The following is a 20,929-nucleotide window of genomic DNA, read 5'->3' on the forward strand; positions in this document are numbered from 1 at the left end:
CTGCGTGCCCTCAGTCCGGATCCGGGTACGAGTACGTGTACCGCTTCGCTGAGTACGGGTACGGGGTGGATGCCGAACGGCAGCCTGAGGCACGAACTCGCCGGGCAGTCAGACCCTGTCTCCCCGTTACTCATTCCGCACTCTGGAGGTCGGCCGAGACGATATCGACATCGCCAACCGCGTGCCCGGTTCCGATCGTCTCGAACTGCAACATCACCACCGTTCCATTCCCGAGCTTCTGACCGCCGGCCAGTGCCACGGCGAGGACACCCGGCTCGATCTCGTTACTCGCAACGGCGATCTCAGGTACGCCCGCTACCCGGCGCACACCGCGCGGTCGCAGCAACGCCGGATCGAAAGCAACGCGCAGATCGAGCGCGTTGAATCCGTTCGCATCGGATACGTCAACCGGTACCCGCAGCAAGCCGTCGCGACGCCTCGCCCGTCCCAGGCTAACTTCGCCAGCAGGGCTCGATCCCGCCGCGAGACCGGCGGCGCCACCGCCGCCACCGCACCCGTCCGATCGCCAGTTCCCCGTCACGTCCCCGAACAGGGCGCCGACGAAGTCCTGTCCCGTCGCCTGCCCGACCAGTGGTGCGTAGTCGATACGCCCACGCCCGCACGCGCCGTTCATCGCCGGTGGCACCGGGGTGTACGGGCCGGCCGGCGCCGGAATGAAACCCCAGTCAGAACCGCACAGGTCGCCAATCGGAAGCCGCGTAATGAGCCGGACCACAAACCGCAGGATCTGCGCGGCGTCGAGCGCCGAAGGCGACCCACCGTTGCCCGTAACGTCTCCGGCCAGCCTCTGCCCCTCGTTCAGCGTCCTCAGACCGACGACGTTCTGCAGCACGTAAGCGGCATCCAGTGAGCTGATCCCGGTGCCGAAATCGCCTGTTTTCGTCGGTTCGAGCTGCCAGTTCCCGTCGGCAAAGCCGCCGAGGCCAAAGCTCCCACTGCAATCGGTGTCGCCGTCGAACGACGGTGCACCGACGAGGGCTATCTTCGTTCCCGGTACGGCGCGACTCGGATCGCTGTAGTAGGACACGCGTCCCCGCAGCTTGCACACCACGCTCAACCCGCCGTCGACCGCGCTGCACGGAACGTTGCCCTCGTCGAGGAGGCAACGGCTCAGGTCCAGGACACTGCTCGCGTCGCAGTCCCCGAGCAACCGGAACGTTACGTCGACGAGCGATCCGCCGGCGGTAACCGGACTTGAACATGCGACCCCGATGAACAATTCCCCGGGGGTGACCTCGTTCGCGGTCACCGTGCAATGCACCGACACGGGGGTGGTCGCGACCTGCACCACCTCGATGACGCCCGGGTCGAAACGGACGGTCAGATCCGCCGCCGCGATACCGCTGCTCCCGGAAATCGACACCGGAACGACGACATTGCTGCCCCGGCCGCCCGAGGCACTGGGCGGCAGGCCAACCTGCACCCCCGGCGGCGCACCCGCCGCAACAACATTGCCCACGACAACCGTATCGGCGACCGTCGGCGCATCGCACGAAGGGAACGCGGTAGCGAGGTTGGCCCCGCCGGCACTCGGCGGGTTCGCCGTGAGAGCAGCGCAACTGAACACCGAACCGCTGGTCGAATGAGGTCCCAGATGGAAGCCCGGGAGGTTGCTGATGTTCAGCGCCGCACTCGTGGCCGCACCGGTCGTGTAAGGTGCAATCGTCGGGTTGCCGCGTTGCCCGATCGGATCGGCATCGGTGCAGAAGCTCCCAGAGCACAGACCGGTCTGCGTCCCGACCTGTAACGTGTTCAACATAACGGCCGACCCCGGTGGACCGGAGCCGCTGAGGACGAACGCCGGCGCCATCGGAGCCCCGCCTTCCTCACCGTTGCAGTCCTGCGTAAACGCGATGTCGACCGGCTGCAGGCCGTGGCACCCGATCACCCCGGCCGCGGAGTTGCCGGGACCGTTCACGAAGGTACACGGCCGCTCGGCCGGGCAGGTCACCGGCAGCGGAATGTTGTCGCTGCAGTTCCCGGCCAACTGACCGTCTTCCGTGAACAGGGTGCCGCCACAGGTCTTGACCGGTAGAGCACGGACGCAGGCACAGGCGATACTGTATATCGGGATCTTGGGGAACTGCACGCTCGCCGCCTTGATGACGGCGGGCATGTTGCCGTCGCGTTCCTTCCCGATGGTGAGTGTCTGCTGTCCGGTCAGCGCCAGCGGCAGTTCACCGATCACGTCGCTGAAGAGCTTTACTCCGCTGGTTCCCGGCTTGACGTTCACCCCTTCGATCACACCGGGCTCGAGCGGGAAGGTGACGCTGGTCTCCCACGTGCAGTTGGCCGCACACCCGTCGCCGCCGAAGGTCCGGCACCGCACGCACACGGAGTCGGGGCAGTCGGAGTCGTAGCGGCACGCCGAACCCACCTTGAACCCGCCTTCGCAAACGCCGGGCTGGTCGAAACCGCACTGAGCGTCCGAAGTACACGACGCGCCGGCCGTGTTTCCGCCGATGCAGATGCCGCCGTCATCGCACTCCTCGGCGGCATCCACGGCGCCGTTACCGCACGGTCGCGTGTAGTAGAAGTTACACGAACCGGTCCAGTCGAGTTCAGCGTCGAAGTACGTGGCACCGCCGTAATCGACCGCCCGCACAGCGAGCAGGTTCATCCCGGCCTGCAGCGCCGCGTCCGGCACGGCGAAGGCGAAGTCGCTACGCGTCGCGCAGCCGCCGCGTCCCTGGAGCCCGCCGGAGACGTCCACGCCATTGACGAACACCTGAACGGCGTTGTCGATCGCGATGCGCACGGTCAGACCGCTTGCGCCGGCGGGAACGAGGAACCATTTGCGCACCAGGAGATCGGTGTAAGGCGGCCAATAGGTAGCGGCATCCAATGCACACTGGCCGGTGCCGAACCCGCCACCGCCCACACGGAAACCGGAATCGTCGAATCCTGGCTGTTCGAACCCCGGCTCCGCGCCTTGCGCGGCGACCTTGTAGAGATGGCCGGTGGACAGGAAGGGAACGGGCCGCGGGTTGAAGTTGGCAATGCAGTTGTCGCAGGCATCGCCACGACCGTCGCCGTCGGCATCGGCCTGATCCGGGTTGTTTGTGGCGACGCAGTTGTCGACGGCGTCGCACACCCCGTCGCCGTCGGCATCGTAAGCTCCAGGACCGACACAGGCATCGCAGAGGTCCCCAACCCCGTCACCGTCGAGGGTGTCTTCCTGGCCGGGATTGTAACCGTACCAGCAGTTGTCCGCCGGGCACACACTGGCAGGGAGTCCCGGCAGCCCGAAGCCGTCACCATCGAAATCGGTGCAATCGTCGCACGCGTCGCCCAGAGGATCGCCGTCCAAGTTGGATTGCTCAGGATTGGGCACCGTCGGGCAGTTGTCGCAGGCATCCCCCAGTCCATCGCCGTCCACATCCGTCTGCGCGGGATCGTAGTTGTACGGGCAAATGTCCGTCGGACATGTCGCCGCCGGGTAGCCCGGGGTACCACGCCCGTCGCGATCGTGATCGACGCAGGTGTCGCACGCATCGTCCACGCCGTCCCGGTCCGAGTCCCCCCAGGCGAGGGCCACGACGGGACACGTATCGCAGGCATCCCCCGCCCAGTCGCCATCCGCGTCGGTCTGGTCCGTATTGGACGTGGTCGCGCAGTTGTCGCAGTAATCGCCGCGCCCGTCGCCGTCCCAGTCGCGCTGTTCCGCATTCCAGTTGCTCGGGCAATTGTCGCACGCGTCCGCCACGCCGTCGCCGTCCGCGTCCACCGTGTCCGCATCGCAAACATCGCCGACCCCGTCCCCATCGCAGTCGCTCTGAATCGGGTCGGCCGCCGTCGGGCAGCGGTCGCAGCCGTCGGCAACGCCGTCGGAGTCATAGTCCACCGTCCCCGCATCGCACGCATCCCCGACGCCGTCGCCGTCGCAATCCGACTGCACCGGGTTGAAGGCGTAGGGGCAGTTGTCCGCCCCGTCGCAGACGCCGTCCGCGTCCGAATCGTAGACGTCGCCCGCTCCCAGCCCGACGCACACCGGGTCGCACGCGTCGCCGCGGCCGTCGCCGTCGGTGTCGCGCTGGTTCGGGTTGTAATGATACGGGCAGTTGTCGCGCCCGTCGCAGACCCCGTCGCCGTCGTAGTAGTCGGTCACGCCCGGCCCGGCGCAGTCGTCGCACAGATCGCCGTAACCGTCGCCGTCGACGTCGCGTTGCTCCGGGTTCGCTGCACAGGCGCAGTTGTCCCCGGCCGCCCCGCTCAGACCGTCGCCGTCCGGATCGTCCGGGTCACACGCGTTCCCCTGCCCGTCGTAGTCGCAATCCTCCTGTCCCGCGTTGGCCAGCGTGGCGCAGTTGTCGCAGGCATCGCCCACGCCATCGCCGTCGCCGTCGGACTGATCGACGTTGGGCGCGTACGGGCAGTTGTCCGTGAGGCAGGAGTTCGTCGGGTATCCGGGATTGCCGAAACCATCCTGATCGCTGTCCACGCACGGATCGCAGGCGTCGCCGATACCGTCGCCGTCGACATCTTCTTGACCCGGGTTGGGCAGGCTGGCGCAGTTGTCGACGTCATCGCCGACCCCGTCGCCATCGACATCCGTCGCAAACGTCGCCGTCAGGTGCAGGTTGCCGCCGGGTTGCTGGCAATAGCTGGCTACCTGGAGCAGATATGAGGTTCCCGCGACGACGGGTACGGTAAGGTACGAGTGACCACATACGACCGGCGTCGTCGACCCGCAGGTGCCCGTAAACGCCGACACCACGGTGAAGTAATTGCTCCCGCCGGTGTCGACCCGCAGAATGCCGTCCGCCGTTGCCGTATACGCATACCAAACGGTAGCGGAGTCGGCGCCGCAGCCGCACGGAACGGCGGGGTCTCCAGGCGCCACCGTGGCCCCGGAGGTCGAGCGCAGGTCGTCATACGGCGTCGCCGCAATCACGGCCGCAGCGGTACACTCGTCGTTCGTCGGAGGCGTCAACCTGGCGAAGCCGATCGCGATCGACTCTTGCTCGGCGCCCACCGTTGCGGTCAGGGCAGCGCTGTAGACGTACGGCGGGGCCGCACTGTCGGGAACCAGCGCGTTGTCGACCGAAATCTCGACGGCCACCGTCGCGGCCGCACCGGCTTGCAGTGTGAACACGCTCGGGGTCAGCATCACGGCCACGCCCGCCGGAAAACCGCTTCCCACGCTGAGTTCGTAGTTCTTGGCCTGGCTACCGAGGTTGCGGACGGTAACCGAACGCGACCGCACCCACGTGCCGCTCAGGTCGCGATCGACGCCGAAATTGAGTGGCGCCGGGCTCAGTATGGTCTGTTTATCCGCCGCCTGACGCACATCGAGGCGTCCCGCCCCGACGGTCGTGACATCGAACGGCAACTGGTGCGCCGACTGCTGAAGGAGTGCCTTGACCTCCTCCGGCGTCAGAGCCGGCCTCAACCCACGCAGCAGAGCAGCGGCCCCCGCAACATGGGGCGTGGCCATTGAGGTTCCCGAAATGTACATGTGCTGCCCGTCGATGCAGAGCGGGCCGAGCATTGTGTTCACCGCCATGGCGGCGCAGACGTCCACGCCGGGCGCCGCCATCTCGGGCTTCAGGAGTCCTTCGACCTCTGTCGGTCCGCGGGAACTGAACCAGGCCACGCCGTCGGCGTCGTCGGTAGCGGCGACGGTAAGAGCAGTGCGCGCCACCCCGGGACTGCCAAGCGTGAAATAACCGGGCCCCGAGTTCCCGGCGGCAATGACACACAGCATCCCGGCCACCGTCGCGTTGTCGATGGCCGCAGACACGACATCATTCTCGTCGCCAGGGCCGCCCAGACTGAGATTGGCCACCGTGGCATGATCGCTCGGGTCGCCATCGCCGTTCGGGTCGGTTGCCAGCTCGATGCCGCCAATCACGCTCGACCATGATCCGTAACCGCCCGCGTCCAGCACCTTGTACGCCAGAATCTGCGCCTCCGGCGCCACGCCGGCGAGCCCACCGGAACCCGCCGCGGTCGCCGCCACATGGGTACCGTGGCCGTTATCGTCGGCGGGGTCGCTGTCGCCGCTGACGAAGTCGTAGCCGCCGATCACCTTGCAGCCCGACCCGAAGCAACCCCCGAGGTCCGCATGCGTGTAATCGACTCCGGTGTCGATCACGGCGATCTTCGTGCCGGCGCCGCGGTACCCGAGATCGGCCCAGAACTGCGGCGCCCGCACCAGCGGTACGCTCACGTCAAGCAGAGCCTGCACCCGGCCATCCGGCACAACCCGCTTCACGGTCGGCCACGCCCGCACCGCGGAAGCGGTCTCCGGCAAGAGGCGCGCCGCGAAACCGTTGAGGACGACTCGGAACTCACGGTCAACGATCGGGGCGGCACTGGCAGTACCCACCCCCCGCGCACTGCGGTGCTGTCGCTCGAGGCTCACGATCGCGCGCCGCAGCCGATCGCGTTCGGCGCCCGCCGCCGGAAGCCCGCCCGCTCCCGTTACCGCCGCCGGTGGAGAGACCAGCTCGACGATGACCGCATCGAATTCCGAAGCAGCCGACGCACGGTCTTGTCCCGAGGACTCGCCCGGAGGCCCGGGCATAAGCGCCCTCGCGGTCCCTGCTCCGATCAGCGGCGCACTCGGCGAGGCCAGCAGCATCGCAACCGCCAGCGCTATCCGAAGCGAACCGGCCGCAGGCCGGCTTACGGGTGCAACGGCCTTGCGGGCCGCACTCCCTGACTGCACCCGACGGCCCGGATCCGTAACGGCGCGCCCGGTAACCGGCGCACACAGCCTCAGCCCCACCCGGCGTGATGTGTCGTACATGGCTCCCCCTGCCCGCGGAAGGACGGTTCGTCGCGAGACGCCGCCTTATACGCTGCGGTGAAATTCGCCGTCAAGAGTATTCTGGTAGCGTCCAGAACGCGCCTTGACTCCGCACCGCGGGGTATGGTTCAACCCGCGCGCCGTGGGCCGGCGGTAAGCGGCCGGATGTGTTCGCCGGCGCACGGTGGCCATTCCCGGATTCCTATGGAGATGACGACGACCCCACGCGGGTGTGGCGACGCACAGATACGGCTCGCCGACTACGACTTCCCGCTACCACCGGAGTTGATCGCGCAATCCCCGGCGCCGGACCGCGATGCGGCCCGGATGCTGGTACTTGCGAGAGGTTCCGACCAACTCGAACACTCGACCGTCGCCGACCTGCCGGCGTTCCTGCGTCCCGGTGACCTGGTGATCGTGAACGATACCCGCGTAATTCCGGCGCGAACTTTCGGGCGGACCGCGGGCAACGCCGCCGTGGAGCTGCTCTGGATCCGCGCTGAAGCTCCCGGCCACTGGCTCTGCCTCGGCAAGCCGGCGAAGCGACTTTCTCCGGGCACCGTCATCGACTGCGAGGGCGGCGTTCGCGCGGGCGTCGCACAGCGCCTCGGCGGCGGCCGTTACTGTCTCCGTGTGGATGAGGGACTCGACGTAACGGCGTGGCTGGCGGAGCATGGGGAGCTGCCCTTGCCGCCGTACATCAAGCGTCCTGACGGCCCGTTGCCGCTGGACCGCGAGCGTTACCAGACCATGTTTGCCGCCGTTAGCGGGGCCATTGCCGCCCCCACGGCCGGCCTGCACTTCACCCCGGCCCTCGTCGCCGCGGCGCAAGAACGGGGAGCCCGCTTCGCGACGCTGACCTTGCACGTCGGGCCGGGCACCTTCCGGCCGGTGCGTTGCGAGGACGTGCGGCGCCACGTCATGGAAGCCGAATGGAGCACCATTCCGCCCGCCACCGTGGCCGCAATTGCGGCAACGCGCGCTGCCGGCGGCCGCGTGATCGCCGTCGGGACGACGACCACCCGAGCCCTCGAATCCGCCGTCGTCGACGGGACCGTGGCGCCCGGCGGGCGCTGGGCCGATCGCTTTATCGTGCCCGGCCACCGGTTCCGGGTCGTCGACGCCCTGCTGACCAATTTCCACCTGCCGGGCTCGACGCTGCTGCTGCTGGTAAGTGCCTTTGTGGGCTATGAATCTCTGATGCATGCATACGCGGAGGCGATTCGCCGCCGTTATCGGTTTTACAGTTACGGCGACGCGATGTTCGTCCAATGACACCGATACCGCAGACGGCAGCCCCGGCTCCGGTGACGCGACCCTTGCCCGACGATCTCGGTCCACCCGGAACGTTCGCGACGATCGCTCGGGCGCCCGGCAGCGACGGTCGTCGGGCCACTCTGGTAACCGCCCACGGTGTCGTCGACACGCCGGCCTTCATGCCCGTGGCCACGCAGGCAACGGTCAAAGGGCTGACGCCGAGCCAGCTTCGCGCCGCCGGCGTGCAGATACTCCTCGCCAATGCCTACCACCTGGCGCAGCGGCCGGGCACGGCAACGATTCGCGACTGCGGCGGCCTGCACCGGTTCATGGCGTGGGACGGACCGATCCTCACCGACAGCGGCGGCTATCAGATCTTCAGCCTCGCCCCGCTGCGGACGGTCACCGACGCAGGCGTCACGTTCCGGTCGCATCTCGACGGCTCCAGGCTGTTCTTGAGTCCGGAGGACGCTTTGCGCATCCAGGCCGACCTCGGCGTCGACATCGCCATGGTGCTCGACGAGTGTGTCGCCGCCGACGCGCCCCGGGCCGAGGTCGAGCGCGCCGCAGTCCGGACTCTGGCGTGGGCCAGGCGCTCGCGCGACGTGGTCCGGCCTGCCGGGCAGATGGCCTTCGCCATCGTGCAGGGGGGACTCCACGTCGATCTGCGAATCCGGCAGGCCGCCGAGCTTGTAGCGCTCGACTTTCCCGGCTATGCCGTGGGGGGTTTAAGTGTAGGGGAGGATCGCGAGGTGACGTGGGAGCTGGCTGCGGCGACCACCGCGGCGCTGCCGGACGGGCGCCCACGCTACCTGATGGGCGTGGGTCTGCCGGATGACTTGATTCGGTTCGTCGGCATGGGATTCGACCTGTTCGACTGCGTGCTGCCGACCCGGAACGGCCGCAACGGTATGTTGTTCACGGCGCGCGGGCGCCTCAACGTGCGTCTCGCCCGGTACGCAAACGACGAGGACCCGCCCGATTCGACCTGTAGCTGTTACGTTTGCCGTTCGTTTTCGCGCGCGTACCTCCGCCATCTGGCGACCACAAACGAGATGCTCGGCGCTACCTTAGCCAGCCTGCACAACGTGCACTTCTACCAGGCCCTGATGGCCGACATGCGGGCGGCAATCGCCGCCGGCACGTTTGCCGCCTGGGCGCCGGACCGCATCGCCGAACTGTCGGAGGGAACCTAGTCATGCTTGGTAGCGCGTGGGCCCAGGGGGCAGTTGGGGACGCCCCGTCGGCTCTCCTTCAGTTCGCTCCTATCGTTCTGATCTTCGTGGTCATGTACTTCCTCGTCATCCGGCCACAGCAACAGAAGGCGCGCGACCACCGGCAAATGCTCGACAGCCTGAAGAAGAACGACGAGGTGGTTACCGCCGGCGGCCTTTACGGCAAGGTCGTCCAGCTCTCCGATCGAATCGTCACCCTGGAGATCGCACCGAACGTTCGCGTTCGAATCGATCGTCCGCAGATCGCCGCACTCGCTACCAGCGCCGCCAACGGCGACTCCAAAGAGAAGGACAAGCAGAAGTGAAGAACCGCTCCCTCCTCTATCGCATCGGTGCGATCGCCGCGATGGTCCTCGCGGCGGTCGTGTACCTGGTACCGACGTTCGTTACCGAGCTGCCGCAGGCATGGAAGGACTACCTGCCGAGCCAGCGTATCCACCTGGGCCTCGATCTCCAGGGCGGCACGCACCTGCTGCTGTCGGTAGACCTGCAGAAAGCGGTGCAGAACTCGCTCGACCAGACCGTGGAAGCGCTGCGCCGCGAGCTGACGGAGGCCAAGTTGAACGCCGACAGCGTCACGCGCCGCGACGGACGCATCGAGGTCAGGGTGCCGAACAGCGACCGCGCGGCGGTCACCGATCTCCTGAAGGAGCGCTTCCCGGACCTCGAGGTGACAGGGTCGCAAACCCAGAACGGCAGCGTCAATCTCGATCTCGCGCTGTCGAAGCGCGAAGAACGCCGGCTGCGCGAGTTCGCCCTCGACCAGTCGCTCGAAACCATTCGCAACCGCGTCGACCAGTTCGGCGTTTCGGAGCCGATCATCCAGCGTCAGGGCGCGCAGGACATCGTAATCCAACTCCCGGGCATTCAGGATCCGCAGCGGGCCAAGGATTTGATCGGCCGCACGGCCGTGCTCGAGTTCAAGATCCTCTCGGAAGCTGCCGATCCAAGGGAGGTTGCCGAGGGCCGGACTCCGCCACCGGCCGGCACCGAGGTCCTGACCGGCGTGGACACCGAGCGCGTTGGCGGCCGCGCGCAGCGCGTTCAGTATCTTGTCGAAACGAAGACCCTGATGACCGGCGAGGTCATTGCCGATGCGGCGGTGCGACCGGCCACGCAGCTCGAAGGGCCTTACGTGGCCCTGGAGCTGAACAGCCGCGGCGCGAAGATGTTCGAGGACCTGACGGCTGCCAACGTCGGGCGGCGGCTCGCCATCGTACTCGACAATACGGTTTACTCGGCGCCGGTAATTCGCGAGCGCATCGGCGGCGGCCATGCGTCTATCACCGGCAGCTTCGACATCAAGGAGGCCCGCGACCTGGCAATCGTGCTGCGCGCCGGCGCCCTGCCCGCCCCGGTCACCATCGCCGAAGAGCGCACGGTCGGCCCGTCACTCGGGCGCGACTCGATCCGTCAGGGCGTGTTGTCGTTCGTTGTCGGAGGGGTGCTCGTCGTCCTGTTCATGTTGGTCTACTACAGGGGCGCTGGCATCGTCGCCGATCTCGCGCTGGTGCTGAACATGCTGTTTCTGCTCTCGGCCCTGGCCGGATTCCAGGCCACCCTGACGTTACCCGGCATTGCCGGTATCGTGCTGACCCTCGGCATGGCCGTCGATGCCAACGTGCTGATCAACGAGCGCATCCGCGAGGAGTTGCGCCTCGGCAAGACCGCACGGGCGGCGATCGAGGCCGGTTACGAGCGTGCCCTGCCGGCGATCCTCGACTCGAACATCACGACCTTCCTGTCGGGGATCATTCTTTTCCAGTTCGGCACGGGTCCGATCAAAGGTTTTGCCGTTACTCTGTGCCTCGGTATCGTGTCGACGGTCTTCACGGCCGTGTTCTGTACGCGTGTGGTTTACGACTACCTGCTGGCCTACCGCCGGCTGCAAACCGTGAGCGTGTGACGTCCAATGGAAATCATCAAGCCAGGCACAAGAATCGACTTCGTTAGCAAGATGCGCATCGCGCTGCTTGCCTCCGGTATCCTGATCTTGCTGAGCATCGCCGTGCTCGTGAAGCACGGCGGCCCCATCTATGGGGTCGACTTCAGCGGCGGCACGCTCATCCAACTGCGCTTCACAGAAAAGACGCCGATCGGCGAGATCCGTGAGGCCCTGGCCAGCCAGGGTTTCGGCGACGCGACCATCCAGGATTTTGCCGGGGGCGGCTCCGAAGGCGAGTTCCTCGTGCGGCTGCCGGTCAGCGGCGAAGAGACGACCAGTTTCGGCGCGAAGGTTGCCGAGGCCCTTAAAGCAAAGTTCGGTGCCGATAAGGTCGAGATCATGCGCGAGGAGATGGTCGGACCTCGCGTCGGCAGCGTCCTGCGCCGCCAGGCGCTGCTCTCGGTCCTCTTCGCCACTTTGATGATGGGTGCCTACATCTGGTTTCGCTTCGATGTGCGGTTCGGCGTTGGTGCGGCGACTGCCCTCGCCCACGACATCATCATTGCCACCGGGGTCCTCACGCTGTTCAACTACGAGTTCGATCTGACCATCGTAGCGGCGCTGCTCACCATCGTCGGCTTCTCCGTCAACGACACCGTGATCGTGTCCGACCGTATCCGGGAGAACCTGCGCAAGAACCGCCGCGATAGCCTCGCGACCGTGATCAACCGCAGCATCAACGAAACCCTGAGCCGGACGATTCTGACCACGGGCACGGCGGTGATGGTATTGCTGTCGCTCTACCTCCTCGGCGGCAACGTCATCAACGGATTCGCCTTCGCCCTGCTGGTGGGGTTTGTCGTCGGAACGTACTCGTCGATCTTCATCGCCTCGCCCATCGTGCTCTACTTTCCGGAGCGCCGTACCTGACCGGGAACATGGCGATTGCCCGGCGCTGGCGGCTGCGGCCCTGCCCGGACGGCGCCGCGTCTCTGATTACTGACGCAGCCAGGGTGTCGCCGCTGCTCGGTCACCTGCTGGCCGTGCGTGGCGTCACGACACCGGAGGCGGCGACGGCATTCCTCGGGGCCAAGCTATCGACGGACCTCCGTTCGCCGATGCTGTTTCGGCAGATGCCGGCCGCCGCCGAGCGGGTGACCGCGGCGCTGGCGCGTGGCGAGCGCATAGGGATTCACGGCGACTACGACGTCGACGGCGTCAGCGGCGCGGCGCTGCTCGCGCGGTTCCTGCGCAGCCTGGGAAACGAGCCGGTAGTCTATATTCCGCAACGGTTGCGCGACGGATATGGCCTCAAGGAGGCCGGTGTGCGGCAACTCGCCGCGGCCGGCGTCACCCTGATGGTAACGGTCGACTGTGGCGGCGTCAGTCATCACGAGATCGCCCTCGCCAAGACCCTGGGCATCGACACGATCGTTTGCGACCACCACCAGGTGTCCGGGACGCCGCTTCCCGCCGTGGCTGTCCTCAATCCGATCGAGGCCGACGCCGGATTCCCGTTCAAGGGCTTATGCGGTGCCGGCGTGGCGTTCTACCTCGCCCTCGGCGTGCGTATGCACCTGCGCGCCCGGGGCGTGACGCCGCTCCCCGACGTGCGCCGGCATCTGGATCTCGTCGCCCTCGGCACTCTGGCGGACATTGTTCCGCTCGTCGAGGAGAATCGCGTTCTCGTGAAGTACGGGCTGCGCGAGATCATGGACACCGACCGGCCCGGGATAGTCGCCCTCAAGGCGGTCAGTGCGGTGGAGGCGGTCTCGACCACGGCGGTCAGTTTCCGCCTTGCCCCGCGGCTCAACGCCGGCGGACGGCTGGCCGATGCCATGCGCTCGTTCGAGTTGCTCACCACGGACGATGTTGCGCGGGCGACGGAGTTGGCCGCGGAACTCGATGGCGAGAACCGCTCCCGGCAGGAAATCGAGAGAGAGATTCTCGCCGATGCGATCCGTCAGATCGACGCGGACCCGGCTCAGACCACCGGACGGAGCATCACGCTGGCCTCGACCGAATGGCATCCGGGCGTGATTGGCATCGTGGCCAGTCGCCTCGTCGAGCGCTATTACCGGCCGACGGTGCTGATTGCGATCGACCCGACGACCGGCGTCGGCCGCGGTTCGGGACGCAGCATCGATGGACTCGACCTGCATGGGGCGTTACGCACTTGCGCGGACCTGCTCGATGCCTTCGGCGGTCACTACATGGCTATTGGTTTGACCATCTGCGGCGATCGTATCGGCGAACTGCGCAACCGCTTCGAATCGGCGGTGCGGGCTGCCACTACGGCTGCGGATTTCTCGCCGGTCCGCCAGGTCGACGCCGAAATCGACTTCGCCCGGATCGGACCGGCACTCATTGATGAGCTGGCGGTTCTGGAGCCCCACGGTCCGGGCAACCCCGCCCCCGTGTTTCTCGCCCGCAACGTCGAGGTGGTGCAGCGCCGGCTCGTGGGTGAAAACGGGAGTCATCTGCGCCTCACTTTGCGGCAGAACGGACGGACTCTGCCGGCGATCGGCTTCGGTATGGGCGGCTGCGCGACGGCGCAGAACGACCGCCTGGACATTCTGTTCTCTCCGCAACGAAACGAGTGGAACGGCGCGACCACCACGCAACTGCGCCTCCGCGCTCTCCGCGCTCCAGCCCCTCAGTAAATTCGCCGAATAAACGGCTTGAATATCAACGACTTACCGCCGATCGCCAGAGGGGGTGCGGGGTTAAACCGGCGCTTGTCTTGACTGCCCTAGCACGCCGTGTTACCAGCTTGCGCCCGTTGTCCGGGACGCCCCATGTTCCGCGGGGAGGACGCTGCCATGGAGAAAGACGACTCGATCCTTAACAGCAAAGAAGTGGCACGAATTCTCGATCTCAGTCCGGATACCGTCAACGAGTTCGCACGGAAGAGCATCTTACCGGCGTTCAAGAAGGGACGGCAGTGGCGCTTTCGCCGACGTGATGTCACGGTGTTCACGCGTGAGTTACGCGGCGATACCGCGGCCTGACTGCCCCGCCATAATCCATCGCGCTCGGTTGCCCAGTCGCCAAGGAGCCCGCATGCCGCTGCTCGAAGAAACCCAAGCCCACCAGAGCAAGCTCTACTACGAATTCGCGCACTTCTACGACCGTATCTTCAGCCGCGTGTTCTACCCGCGCATCGCTCAGGCAGTACGGCGGCTGCAGATCCAGCCGGGGGCTCGCGTGTTAGAGGTCGGCGTCGGTACGGGACTCGCGCTCTCGGCTTACCCCGCCCACTGCCAGGTGGTCGGCATCGATCTGGCCCCGGACATGCTCGAGCGGGCCCAGGAAAAGATCGATTGGAACGGTTGGCGGCATATTCAAGTCCAGGAGATGGACGCGCTAAACCTCAAATTTCCGGAAAAGTCCTTCGACTACGTCATGGCGTTCCACGTGGTCAGCGTAGTTCCCGATGCCCGTCGCCTCATGCAGGAAGCCATACGTGTGGCCAAGCCCGGGGCGACCATAGTCGTGATCAACCATTTTCGCAGCCGTCAGAGGCTTCTCGCCGCCCTCGATACCCTGATCGAGCCGGTAACGCGGAAGCTGGGTTGGCATGCCCTCGCCCAGGGGGAAGTGTTTGACGGGGTACCGCTACGGATCCGGGAGCAATACAAGACTTCGAGGCATTCGCTGTTCACGGTGGTCATCGGCACCGCGCTTTCGTAGGGCCACTCCTGCCCGTAACCCCATCCGTCCCCTACTCCTGTCTGTCGAGATCGGCCCTCTCCAGTCGCCCCGGCGAAAGCCCAGGGCCGTGTCGCCACCCACTGCGCCACGATCCGCCGCACCGCAATCATAATTGTGACATCGCAATCGCTTCGCTATACTGCGAAGCGAAAGGGTTCAGCATCGCATGAAAAGATCACGCCACTTCGTCGGCAAGACGGTCGTAGTGTGTGTTGTGCTCGCCAGTCTGTGGCTGGGCGGACGGGTGTTTGCCGTCGCGCGCGACGCGTACGACGGCATCGAGGTGTTCACAAACGTCCTTACGCTGGTTCAAAAGAATTACGTCGACTCGGTCACGACCAAGCAACTCATCGACGGCGCCGTGATGGGCATGCTCAACGCCCTCGATCCCCACAGCGCCTATTTGCCGCCGGACATTTACCGGGAATTGCAGGTCGACACGCGCGGTAGTTTCGGCGGTCTGGGCATAGAGATCACGATTCGCAACGGCGTTCTCACCGTGGTTTCACCGATTGAGGACACGCCGGCCTACCAGGCGGGGATCAAGTCAGGCGACCAAATCATCAAGATCGAAGACGAGTTCACCAAAGACATGCCGCTGGTGGAAGCGGTAAAGAAGATGCGCGGGCCTAAAGGCACCAAGGTCCACCTGACGTTGCGGCGCGAAGGCGCTCCGCAGCTTATCGATCTCGCGCTGACGCGCGAGGTCATCAAGATCCAGAGCGTCAAAGCGCGCATACTCGACAAGGGCTTCGGCTATCTTCGCATCACCCAGTTCCAGGAACGCACCGACGACGACGTGCAGGAGTCAATCGCGCGCCTCGAGAAGCAGAACGGCGGCCAACTGTCCGGCATGGTCCTCGACCTGCGCAACAATCCGGGCGGGTTGCTGACCCAGGCGATCAAGGTCACCGACGAGTTCATCGATTCGGGTCTGGTGGTCTACACCGACGGCCGTCTGGAAAACCAGAAACAGAAGTACTTCGCGCACAAGAGCAATACCCGTATCGATTTCCCCATGGTGGTTCTCGTCAACGCCGGCAGTGCCAGCGCGTCCGAGATCGTCGCGGGGGCCTTGCAGGATCACAAACGCGCCATCGTGCTCGGCACCCAGACCTTCGGCAAGGGATCGGTACAGACCATTCTGCCCCTAGAGGCCAACGCGGCGATCCGCCTGACGACTGCGCGCTACTACACGCCGAACGGGAGATCCATTCAGGCTACCGGCATCACCCCGGATGTGGTGGTGGAGAACATTCCCCCCGGGGTGAAGACAGCCGCCGCGGGCGTGCCGCGTATCCGCGAGCAGAACCTCCCCGGTCACCTGCCGGGGCCCGAGCAGCCGGCCCCCCCGGCGGCTGCCGGTCCGGACGAAGACCGCGTGCTCGACGTCGAGGGCGATGCCGCCTCGACAATTCGCGAAGGCGAGCTCGGAAAGGACCCGCAGCTCGACCGGGCTCTGGAGATGCTGAAGAGCTGGAACGTGTACCGAACCGTGGTCGCCCAAAAGGCTTCATGATCGGGCACAACGCAGTCCCGTTTCCACCTCCCGGCCAGCCACACATCGCCTCTCCGAGCGGGGCGGGTTGACGGCGTGCGGGAACGGCATACGCGGGCGGCCACACCGCGGCGCTTTCACTGGGATTGGCTCTTCAGTGTTCCACTGAGCGCCCTGTTCGGCGTGGTGGTTTTCGCCAGCGGCCTGGCACTCCACGACGGTCAGAAGCAGCGCGTTGCGGAGGGAGAGATCGGCGAGCAGACCGAGGAGCCGCCGCCAATCCCGACCAACTGGCTGGCCGACTTTCCCGCACGCGTCGGTCGTGTAACCACCGCACTCGCCAAACTCCCGCTTCACCTACCCGCGCCGAGCGAGGAACCGCAGGGAGCCGACAACGTGCGGTGGATTCACCGCCGGTACGAGGTCCTGGTCCCAACCGCACAGGCCGCGGCCGAAAGCCTGCGCGGTTTCGAGCCGCTGCGCGATGCCGCCCCCGGCGTCACGTTGCGCGTCAGCGAACACCCCACCTCCGTGCAGGTGCAAGTCGGCGTTGACGGCCTGCTCACCCACACGGTGGCGCTGCAGTGGGCGCGCCATCATCCGCGCGTCGCCATCATAGTCGACAACCTCGGCAGCAACCTCCTTGTGGCTCGCGAACTGGCCACTCTCGACGCCGCGCTGACCCTTGCCGTGCAGCCTCTCGAGCCTTTCGCCCGTGAGGTGGCAGAGCTGGCAAACCTCTATCAACGCCAGGTTCTCGTGCACCTTCCCGAACCCGTCCCCGCCGCCCGCGGTGGTGGCGTCATCGACCAGGCCGCCGTGCTCCGCAGCCTCAACGATAGCCTCGCCTCCATCCCCAGAGCCGTCGGCGTCACCGACGACCGCGAAGGAGGGCCGCTGAGCAACCCGGTGCAAGCGCGCTGGGTTCTGGAACGCCTCAAAGAGGACGCCCTGTTCTTCATTGACGGCGTGACCGACCCCTCCAATGTTGCGTGCGACGTTGCCGGTGAGCTGACGCTTCCGTGTGGCAAGGCATCCATGGTGGTACACGAGACCCAGGACGAACAGGCAATCAGTACCCAGTTCGAAAAGTTGCGGCAGATCGCCCAGGCCAGGGGTAACGCCCTGGTCATCCTGCGTGCCGGTCCCGCGACCGTTACCGCACTGCGTGCCGCCTTGACCGATCTCACCGCCGCCGGGATAGAGATCGTGCCTGCCTCTAGCATCATCTTCGATCGATTCTTGTCGCCCGGCTAACCGGTCTGTTACAGTCGGGCGCATGCCGCCGCGCACCGAGCAAGCGTCCCTCCCGGCACTTCTCACCGTCTCGGAGCTGACGCGCCTCGTTCAGACCGTTCTGCAGTCGGCGTTTGGCGAGTGCTGGGTGGTGGGGGAGGTCTCCAACCTCCGCACGCCGCAGTCGGGTCACGTGTACTTCAGTTTGAAGGACGAAGAAGCGCAGGTCGCGGCCGTGATGTTTCGTTCGGCCCGGACCCGGCTACCCTTTCAGCTTCAAGACGGCATGGAGGTCATCGCGCGGGGACGTGTCGACGTATACCCGGTGCGGGGTGCGCTGCAGTTCTATGTCGATGCGCTGGAACCGCGAGGCTTTGGCGCACTCCAACTCGCACTCGAACAACTCAAGCGACGTCTCGCCGCCGAGGGCCTGTTTGCGGAAGACCGCAAGCGGCCCCTGCCCTTTCTGCCGCGTGTCGTGGGCATCGTCACGGCGCTGGGTGGCGCCGCGGTGCACGACATGTTGGTCACCTTGCGCAGCCGCTGGCCCGGCGTCCATGCGGTCATCCGACCGGTCCGCGTGCAGGGCGATGAGGCAGCTCCGGACATTGTCGCCGCCATCGCGGATTTGCAGGAGGTGCCAGGCATCGATGTGATGCTCGTTGGACGCGGGGGCGGGTCCATCGAGGATCTGTGGGCCTTCAACGACGAGCGCGTCGCCCGCGCCATCGTCGCCTCCCGGGTCCCCGTGGTTTCCGCCGTCGGCCACGAGATCGACGTAACCATCGCCGACCTTGTCGCCGACCGTCGCGCCGCCACGCCGACGGCGGCCGCGGCGCTGGCGGTACCCGATCGGCGCGATCTGGACAAGCGCGTGAGCGCTGCGACCACCGCGTTACAGGCCGCTTGCCGGCGGCTCTTGCGGCAACGGATCGAACGCCTCGACGGGCTTGTGCGGCGCTTGCGCGACCCGCGTCAGATCGTCCGCACGCTTCAGGTTCGCACTGACGAACTGGGGGAACGGGCGATCCGAGCCATGGAAAACCGTCTGCGCCTGGCGCGCCAGCAAGTGCGCGCCGCCGGCGAACGACTGCACGCCCTCAGTCCGCTGGCCGTGCTCGATCGCGGTTTTTGCATCGTGCGCCGCGAACACGATGGCGCCATCGTGCGCGACGCCTCCCCACTGGAAATAGGCGAACACCTGCGGATACGCTTCGCTCGCGGTGGCGCCCGCGTGCGGGTGGAAGAGAAGGATCCCGCCTGACTAACGCCACACCATCCATTTATGGTACCCCGAACGACCCGGAGAAAGACGGTGACCAACCAGGCCCAGGAAACGCCCCCTCAGCGCTTCGACGAGGCGCTCGCCGAATTGGAGCGTCTTGTCGGGCAGCTCGAACGCGGCGACCTGCCACTCGAGGCGGCACTGGCTACTTTCGAGACCGGCGTGACGCTCGTGCGCCAACTGAGTGAGGCACTGAGCGCGGCCGAGGCCCGCGTCGAGGTGCTCACCCGAGACAGCGACGGGACGCTCCGCCGTAATGCCCTCCCCGGCGACGCCGACGGGAAAACTTGACGCCACGCGGCACAGCCGCCGTTCGAGAGTCGACGGTTGTGAGTGTCGTGGCCGATGAGGAATATGACAGTGGATCTTACTCGGTACCTCAGCAAGCGGGAACTGCAAATCAATCGCTGCCTTGATCAGTGCCTGGGCGGCGCCGGAGGCAACGACCGACTGCACGAGGCAATGCGCTACAGCTTGTTTTCCGGCGGAAAGCGAATCCGGCCCGTCCTCGCCCTCGCGGCCACGGAGGCGGTTGGCGGCCAGCTCGCGCGGACGCTGCCGTTCGCCTGCGCCCTGGAGATGATTCACGCGTACTCGCTCATCCATGACGACTTGCCGGCCATGGATGACGACAGCTTGCGCCGCGGCAAACCCTCGAACCATGTCGTCTTCGGCGAGGCCCTGGCCATTCTCGCCGGAGATGCCCTGCTCACCGAGGCGTTTCGCGTGATGGCCGAGTCGGTCGCCGCGGCCGGCGCAAGGCAAAGTCGAGCCGTGCAGGTGCTGGTCGAGCTGGCGGTAGCCGCGGGCGCTCGCGGCATGGTCGCCGGCCAAGCTGCCGACATGGAAGCCGAGGACACCGACGCCGATCTGCCTACGGTCGAGCTAATCCACGTCCGCAAGACCGGCGCGTTGATTCGGGCTGCCGTCCGTGGCGGTGCCATCCTCGGCGGCGCCCGGGCCTCGCAACTGCGCCGGCTGACGCTCTTTGCCGAGTATCTTGGTCTCGCCTTTCAAATCACGGACGACATTCTCGACGTGGAGGGCGGCACCTCGACCACAGGCAAGATCGAGGGCCGTGACATGGTCCGGCATAAAGCGACCTTCCCGGCTGTGCTGGGAATGCCCGCCGCCAAGGCGCGCGCGCAGGAGTTACTCGCCGACATGCAGGAGCAGCTCCGGCCGTTCGGCCGCAAATCCCAGCCGTTGCGTGAGATCGCCGGCTTCGTCGTCGGCCGCGCCGCACCGGCGTAACACGATGCCGTCGACCCGCGAACGCGTCGACTTGCTGCTCGTCGATCGGGGTCTGGCAGCGAGTCGAGAACGGGCTCGCCAGCTCGTCATGGCCGGCGAAGTGTGGGTCGACGGCGTGCGCGTCGACAAGCCGGGCACCATGATCGGCGGCGCCTCGACAATCGAAGTGCGCGGCGCCGGCATACCGTTCGTCGGCCGTGGCGGTCTCAAGCTTGCCGCCGCCCTCGAGCACTGGAAGATTTCCGCCACCGGCGCCACCGCGCTCGATGTCGGGGCTTCTACGGGCGGCTTCACCGATTGCCTGCTGCAGCGCGGTGCCCGGCACGTTACGGCCATCGACGTGGGTTACGGACAGTTCGCGTGGTCGCTGCGGCAGGATCCGCGGGTGACGCTCATCGAGCGCACCAACATCCGGCACTTCCGACCGGAGCAGCTTGGGCACGCTGCCGACATCGCCGTCGTCGATGTGTCGTTCATCTCGCTCCGCCTGGTGCTGCCCGCGGTGGCGCCGCTGGTGAGACCCGGCGGACGCATCCTCGCGCTCGTGAAGCCGCAGTTCGAGGTCGGCAAGGGAGCGGTGGGCAAGGGCGGCGTGGTCCGCGACCCAGCACAACGCCGGGCCGCGGTCGAGTCGATCCGCACGACCGGCATCGCCATGGGCCTCGCTTGCCACGGCGAGTGCGAATCCCCGCTCCCCGGCCCGAAGGGCAATCGAGAGGTGTTCCTGTCGTTCACCACCCCGCCCGCGTAGCCTGTGGAAGTCTCCTCCGCCGCCCCCCTCCGACGGCAT

15 protein-coding genes are annotated in these 20,929 nt (G+C 66.5%); 14 read left to right on the top strand and 1 reads right to left on the bottom strand.

The features are described 5' to 3' along the window. Positions 1-130 precede the first annotated feature (130 nt). Positions 131-6,775, bottom strand: coding sequence for a S8 family serine peptidase (locus tag L6Q96_13325; GenBank protein ID MCK6555540.1), 6,645 nt, complete (start codon positions 6,773-6,775; stop codon positions 131-133). Between the two features lie 246 nt (positions 6,776-7,021). On the opposite strand from L6Q96_13325, the gene queA reads away from it, so the two are divergent. The 14 genes from queA to L6Q96_13395 all read left to right on the top strand — a co-directional run bounded on the left by queA (position 7,022) and on the right by L6Q96_13395 (position 20,890). Then, the gene (gene queA / locus L6Q96_13330) at positions 7,022-8,050 is read left to right on the top strand and encodes a tRNA preQ1(34) S-adenosylmethionine ribosyltransferase-isomerase QueA (protein MCK6555541.1); all 1,029 of its coding nucleotides are present in this window, start codon (positions 7,022-7,024) and stop codon (positions 8,048-8,050) included. After that, positions 8,047-9,228, top strand: a complete 1,182-nt coding sequence (gene tgt / locus L6Q96_13335) for a tRNA guanosine(34) transglycosylase Tgt (protein ID MCK6555542.1) — start codon at positions 8,047-8,049, stop codon at positions 9,226-9,228. The genes queA and tgt overlap by 4 nt, the downstream gene beginning before the upstream one ends. 2 nt (positions 9,229-9,230) lie before the next feature. Then, entirely contained in the window at positions 9,231-9,572 is a 342-nt protein-coding gene (gene yajC, locus L6Q96_13340) for a preprotein translocase subunit YajC (protein ID MCK6555543.1), read from the top strand. Between the two features lie 41 nt (positions 9,573-9,613). Beyond that, a complete protein-coding gene (gene secD / locus L6Q96_13345) occupies positions 9,614-11,173 on the top strand; it encodes a protein translocase subunit SecD (protein MCK6555544.1) in 1,560 nt (519 codons plus the stop codon). 6 nt (positions 11,174-11,179) lie between these two features. Continuing rightward, positions 11,180-12,082 carry a protein translocase subunit SecF gene (secF, locus tag L6Q96_13350; GenBank protein ID MCK6555545.1) on the top strand — a complete coding sequence of 301 codons (903 nt, stop codon included), beginning with the start codon at positions 11,180-11,182 and terminating at the stop codon, positions 12,080-12,082. A gap of 8 nt (positions 12,083-12,090) precedes the next feature. Then, positions 12,091-13,815 (top strand): single-stranded-DNA-specific exonuclease RecJ, encoded by a 1,725-nt coding sequence (recJ, locus tag L6Q96_13355; GenBank protein ID MCK6555546.1) that lies wholly within the window; start codon positions 12,091-12,093, stop codon positions 13,813-13,815. A gap of 159 nt (positions 13,816-13,974) precedes the next feature. Further along, entirely contained in the window at positions 13,975-14,163 is a 189-nt protein-coding gene (locus tag L6Q96_13360; protein MCK6555547.1) for a helix-turn-helix domain-containing protein, read from the top strand. 52 nt (positions 14,164-14,215) lie between these two features. Further along, on the top strand, positions 14,216-14,845 hold the full coding sequence (locus L6Q96_13365; protein ID MCK6555548.1) for a class I SAM-dependent methyltransferase: 630 nt from the start codon (positions 14,216-14,218) through the stop codon (positions 14,843-14,845). A gap of 187 nt (positions 14,846-15,032) precedes the next feature. Beyond that, on the top strand, positions 15,033-16,385 hold the full coding sequence (locus L6Q96_13370; protein ID MCK6555549.1) for a S41 family peptidase: 1,353 nt from the start codon (positions 15,033-15,035) through the stop codon (positions 16,383-16,385). 75 nt (positions 16,386-16,460) lie between these two features. Next, positions 16,461-17,621 carry a divergent polysaccharide deacetylase family protein gene (locus tag L6Q96_13375; GenBank protein MCK6555550.1) on the top strand — a complete coding sequence of 387 codons (1,161 nt, stop codon included), beginning with the start codon at positions 16,461-16,463 and terminating at the stop codon, positions 17,619-17,621. Positions 17,622-17,643: 22 nt separating this feature from the next. Continuing rightward, complete coding sequence (gene xseA / locus L6Q96_13380; protein MCK6555551.1) at positions 17,644-18,864, top strand: exodeoxyribonuclease VII large subunit; 1,221 nt, start codon at positions 17,644-17,646, stop codon at positions 18,862-18,864. Between the two features lie 51 nt (positions 18,865-18,915). After that, positions 18,916-19,176 carry an exodeoxyribonuclease VII small subunit gene (gene xseB, locus L6Q96_13385; protein MCK6555552.1) on the top strand — a complete coding sequence of 87 codons (261 nt, stop codon included), beginning with the start codon at positions 18,916-18,918 and terminating at the stop codon, positions 19,174-19,176. Between the two features lie 69 nt (positions 19,177-19,245). Then, positions 19,246-20,139 carry a polyprenyl synthetase family protein gene (locus L6Q96_13390; protein MCK6555553.1) on the top strand — a complete coding sequence of 298 codons (894 nt, stop codon included), beginning with the start codon at positions 19,246-19,248 and terminating at the stop codon, positions 20,137-20,139. Positions 20,140-20,143: 4 nt separating this feature from the next. Further along, positions 20,144-20,890 (top strand): TlyA family RNA methyltransferase, encoded by a 747-nt coding sequence (locus L6Q96_13395; protein MCK6555554.1) that lies wholly within the window; start codon positions 20,144-20,146, stop codon positions 20,888-20,890. Positions 20,891-20,929 lie beyond the last annotated feature (39 nt).

The sequence above is a fragment of the Candidatus Binatia bacterium genome, assembly GCA_023150935.1.
In the GTDB taxonomy this organism is placed as follows: domain Bacteria; phylum Desulfobacterota; class Binatia; order HRBIN30; family HRBIN30; genus JAKLJW01.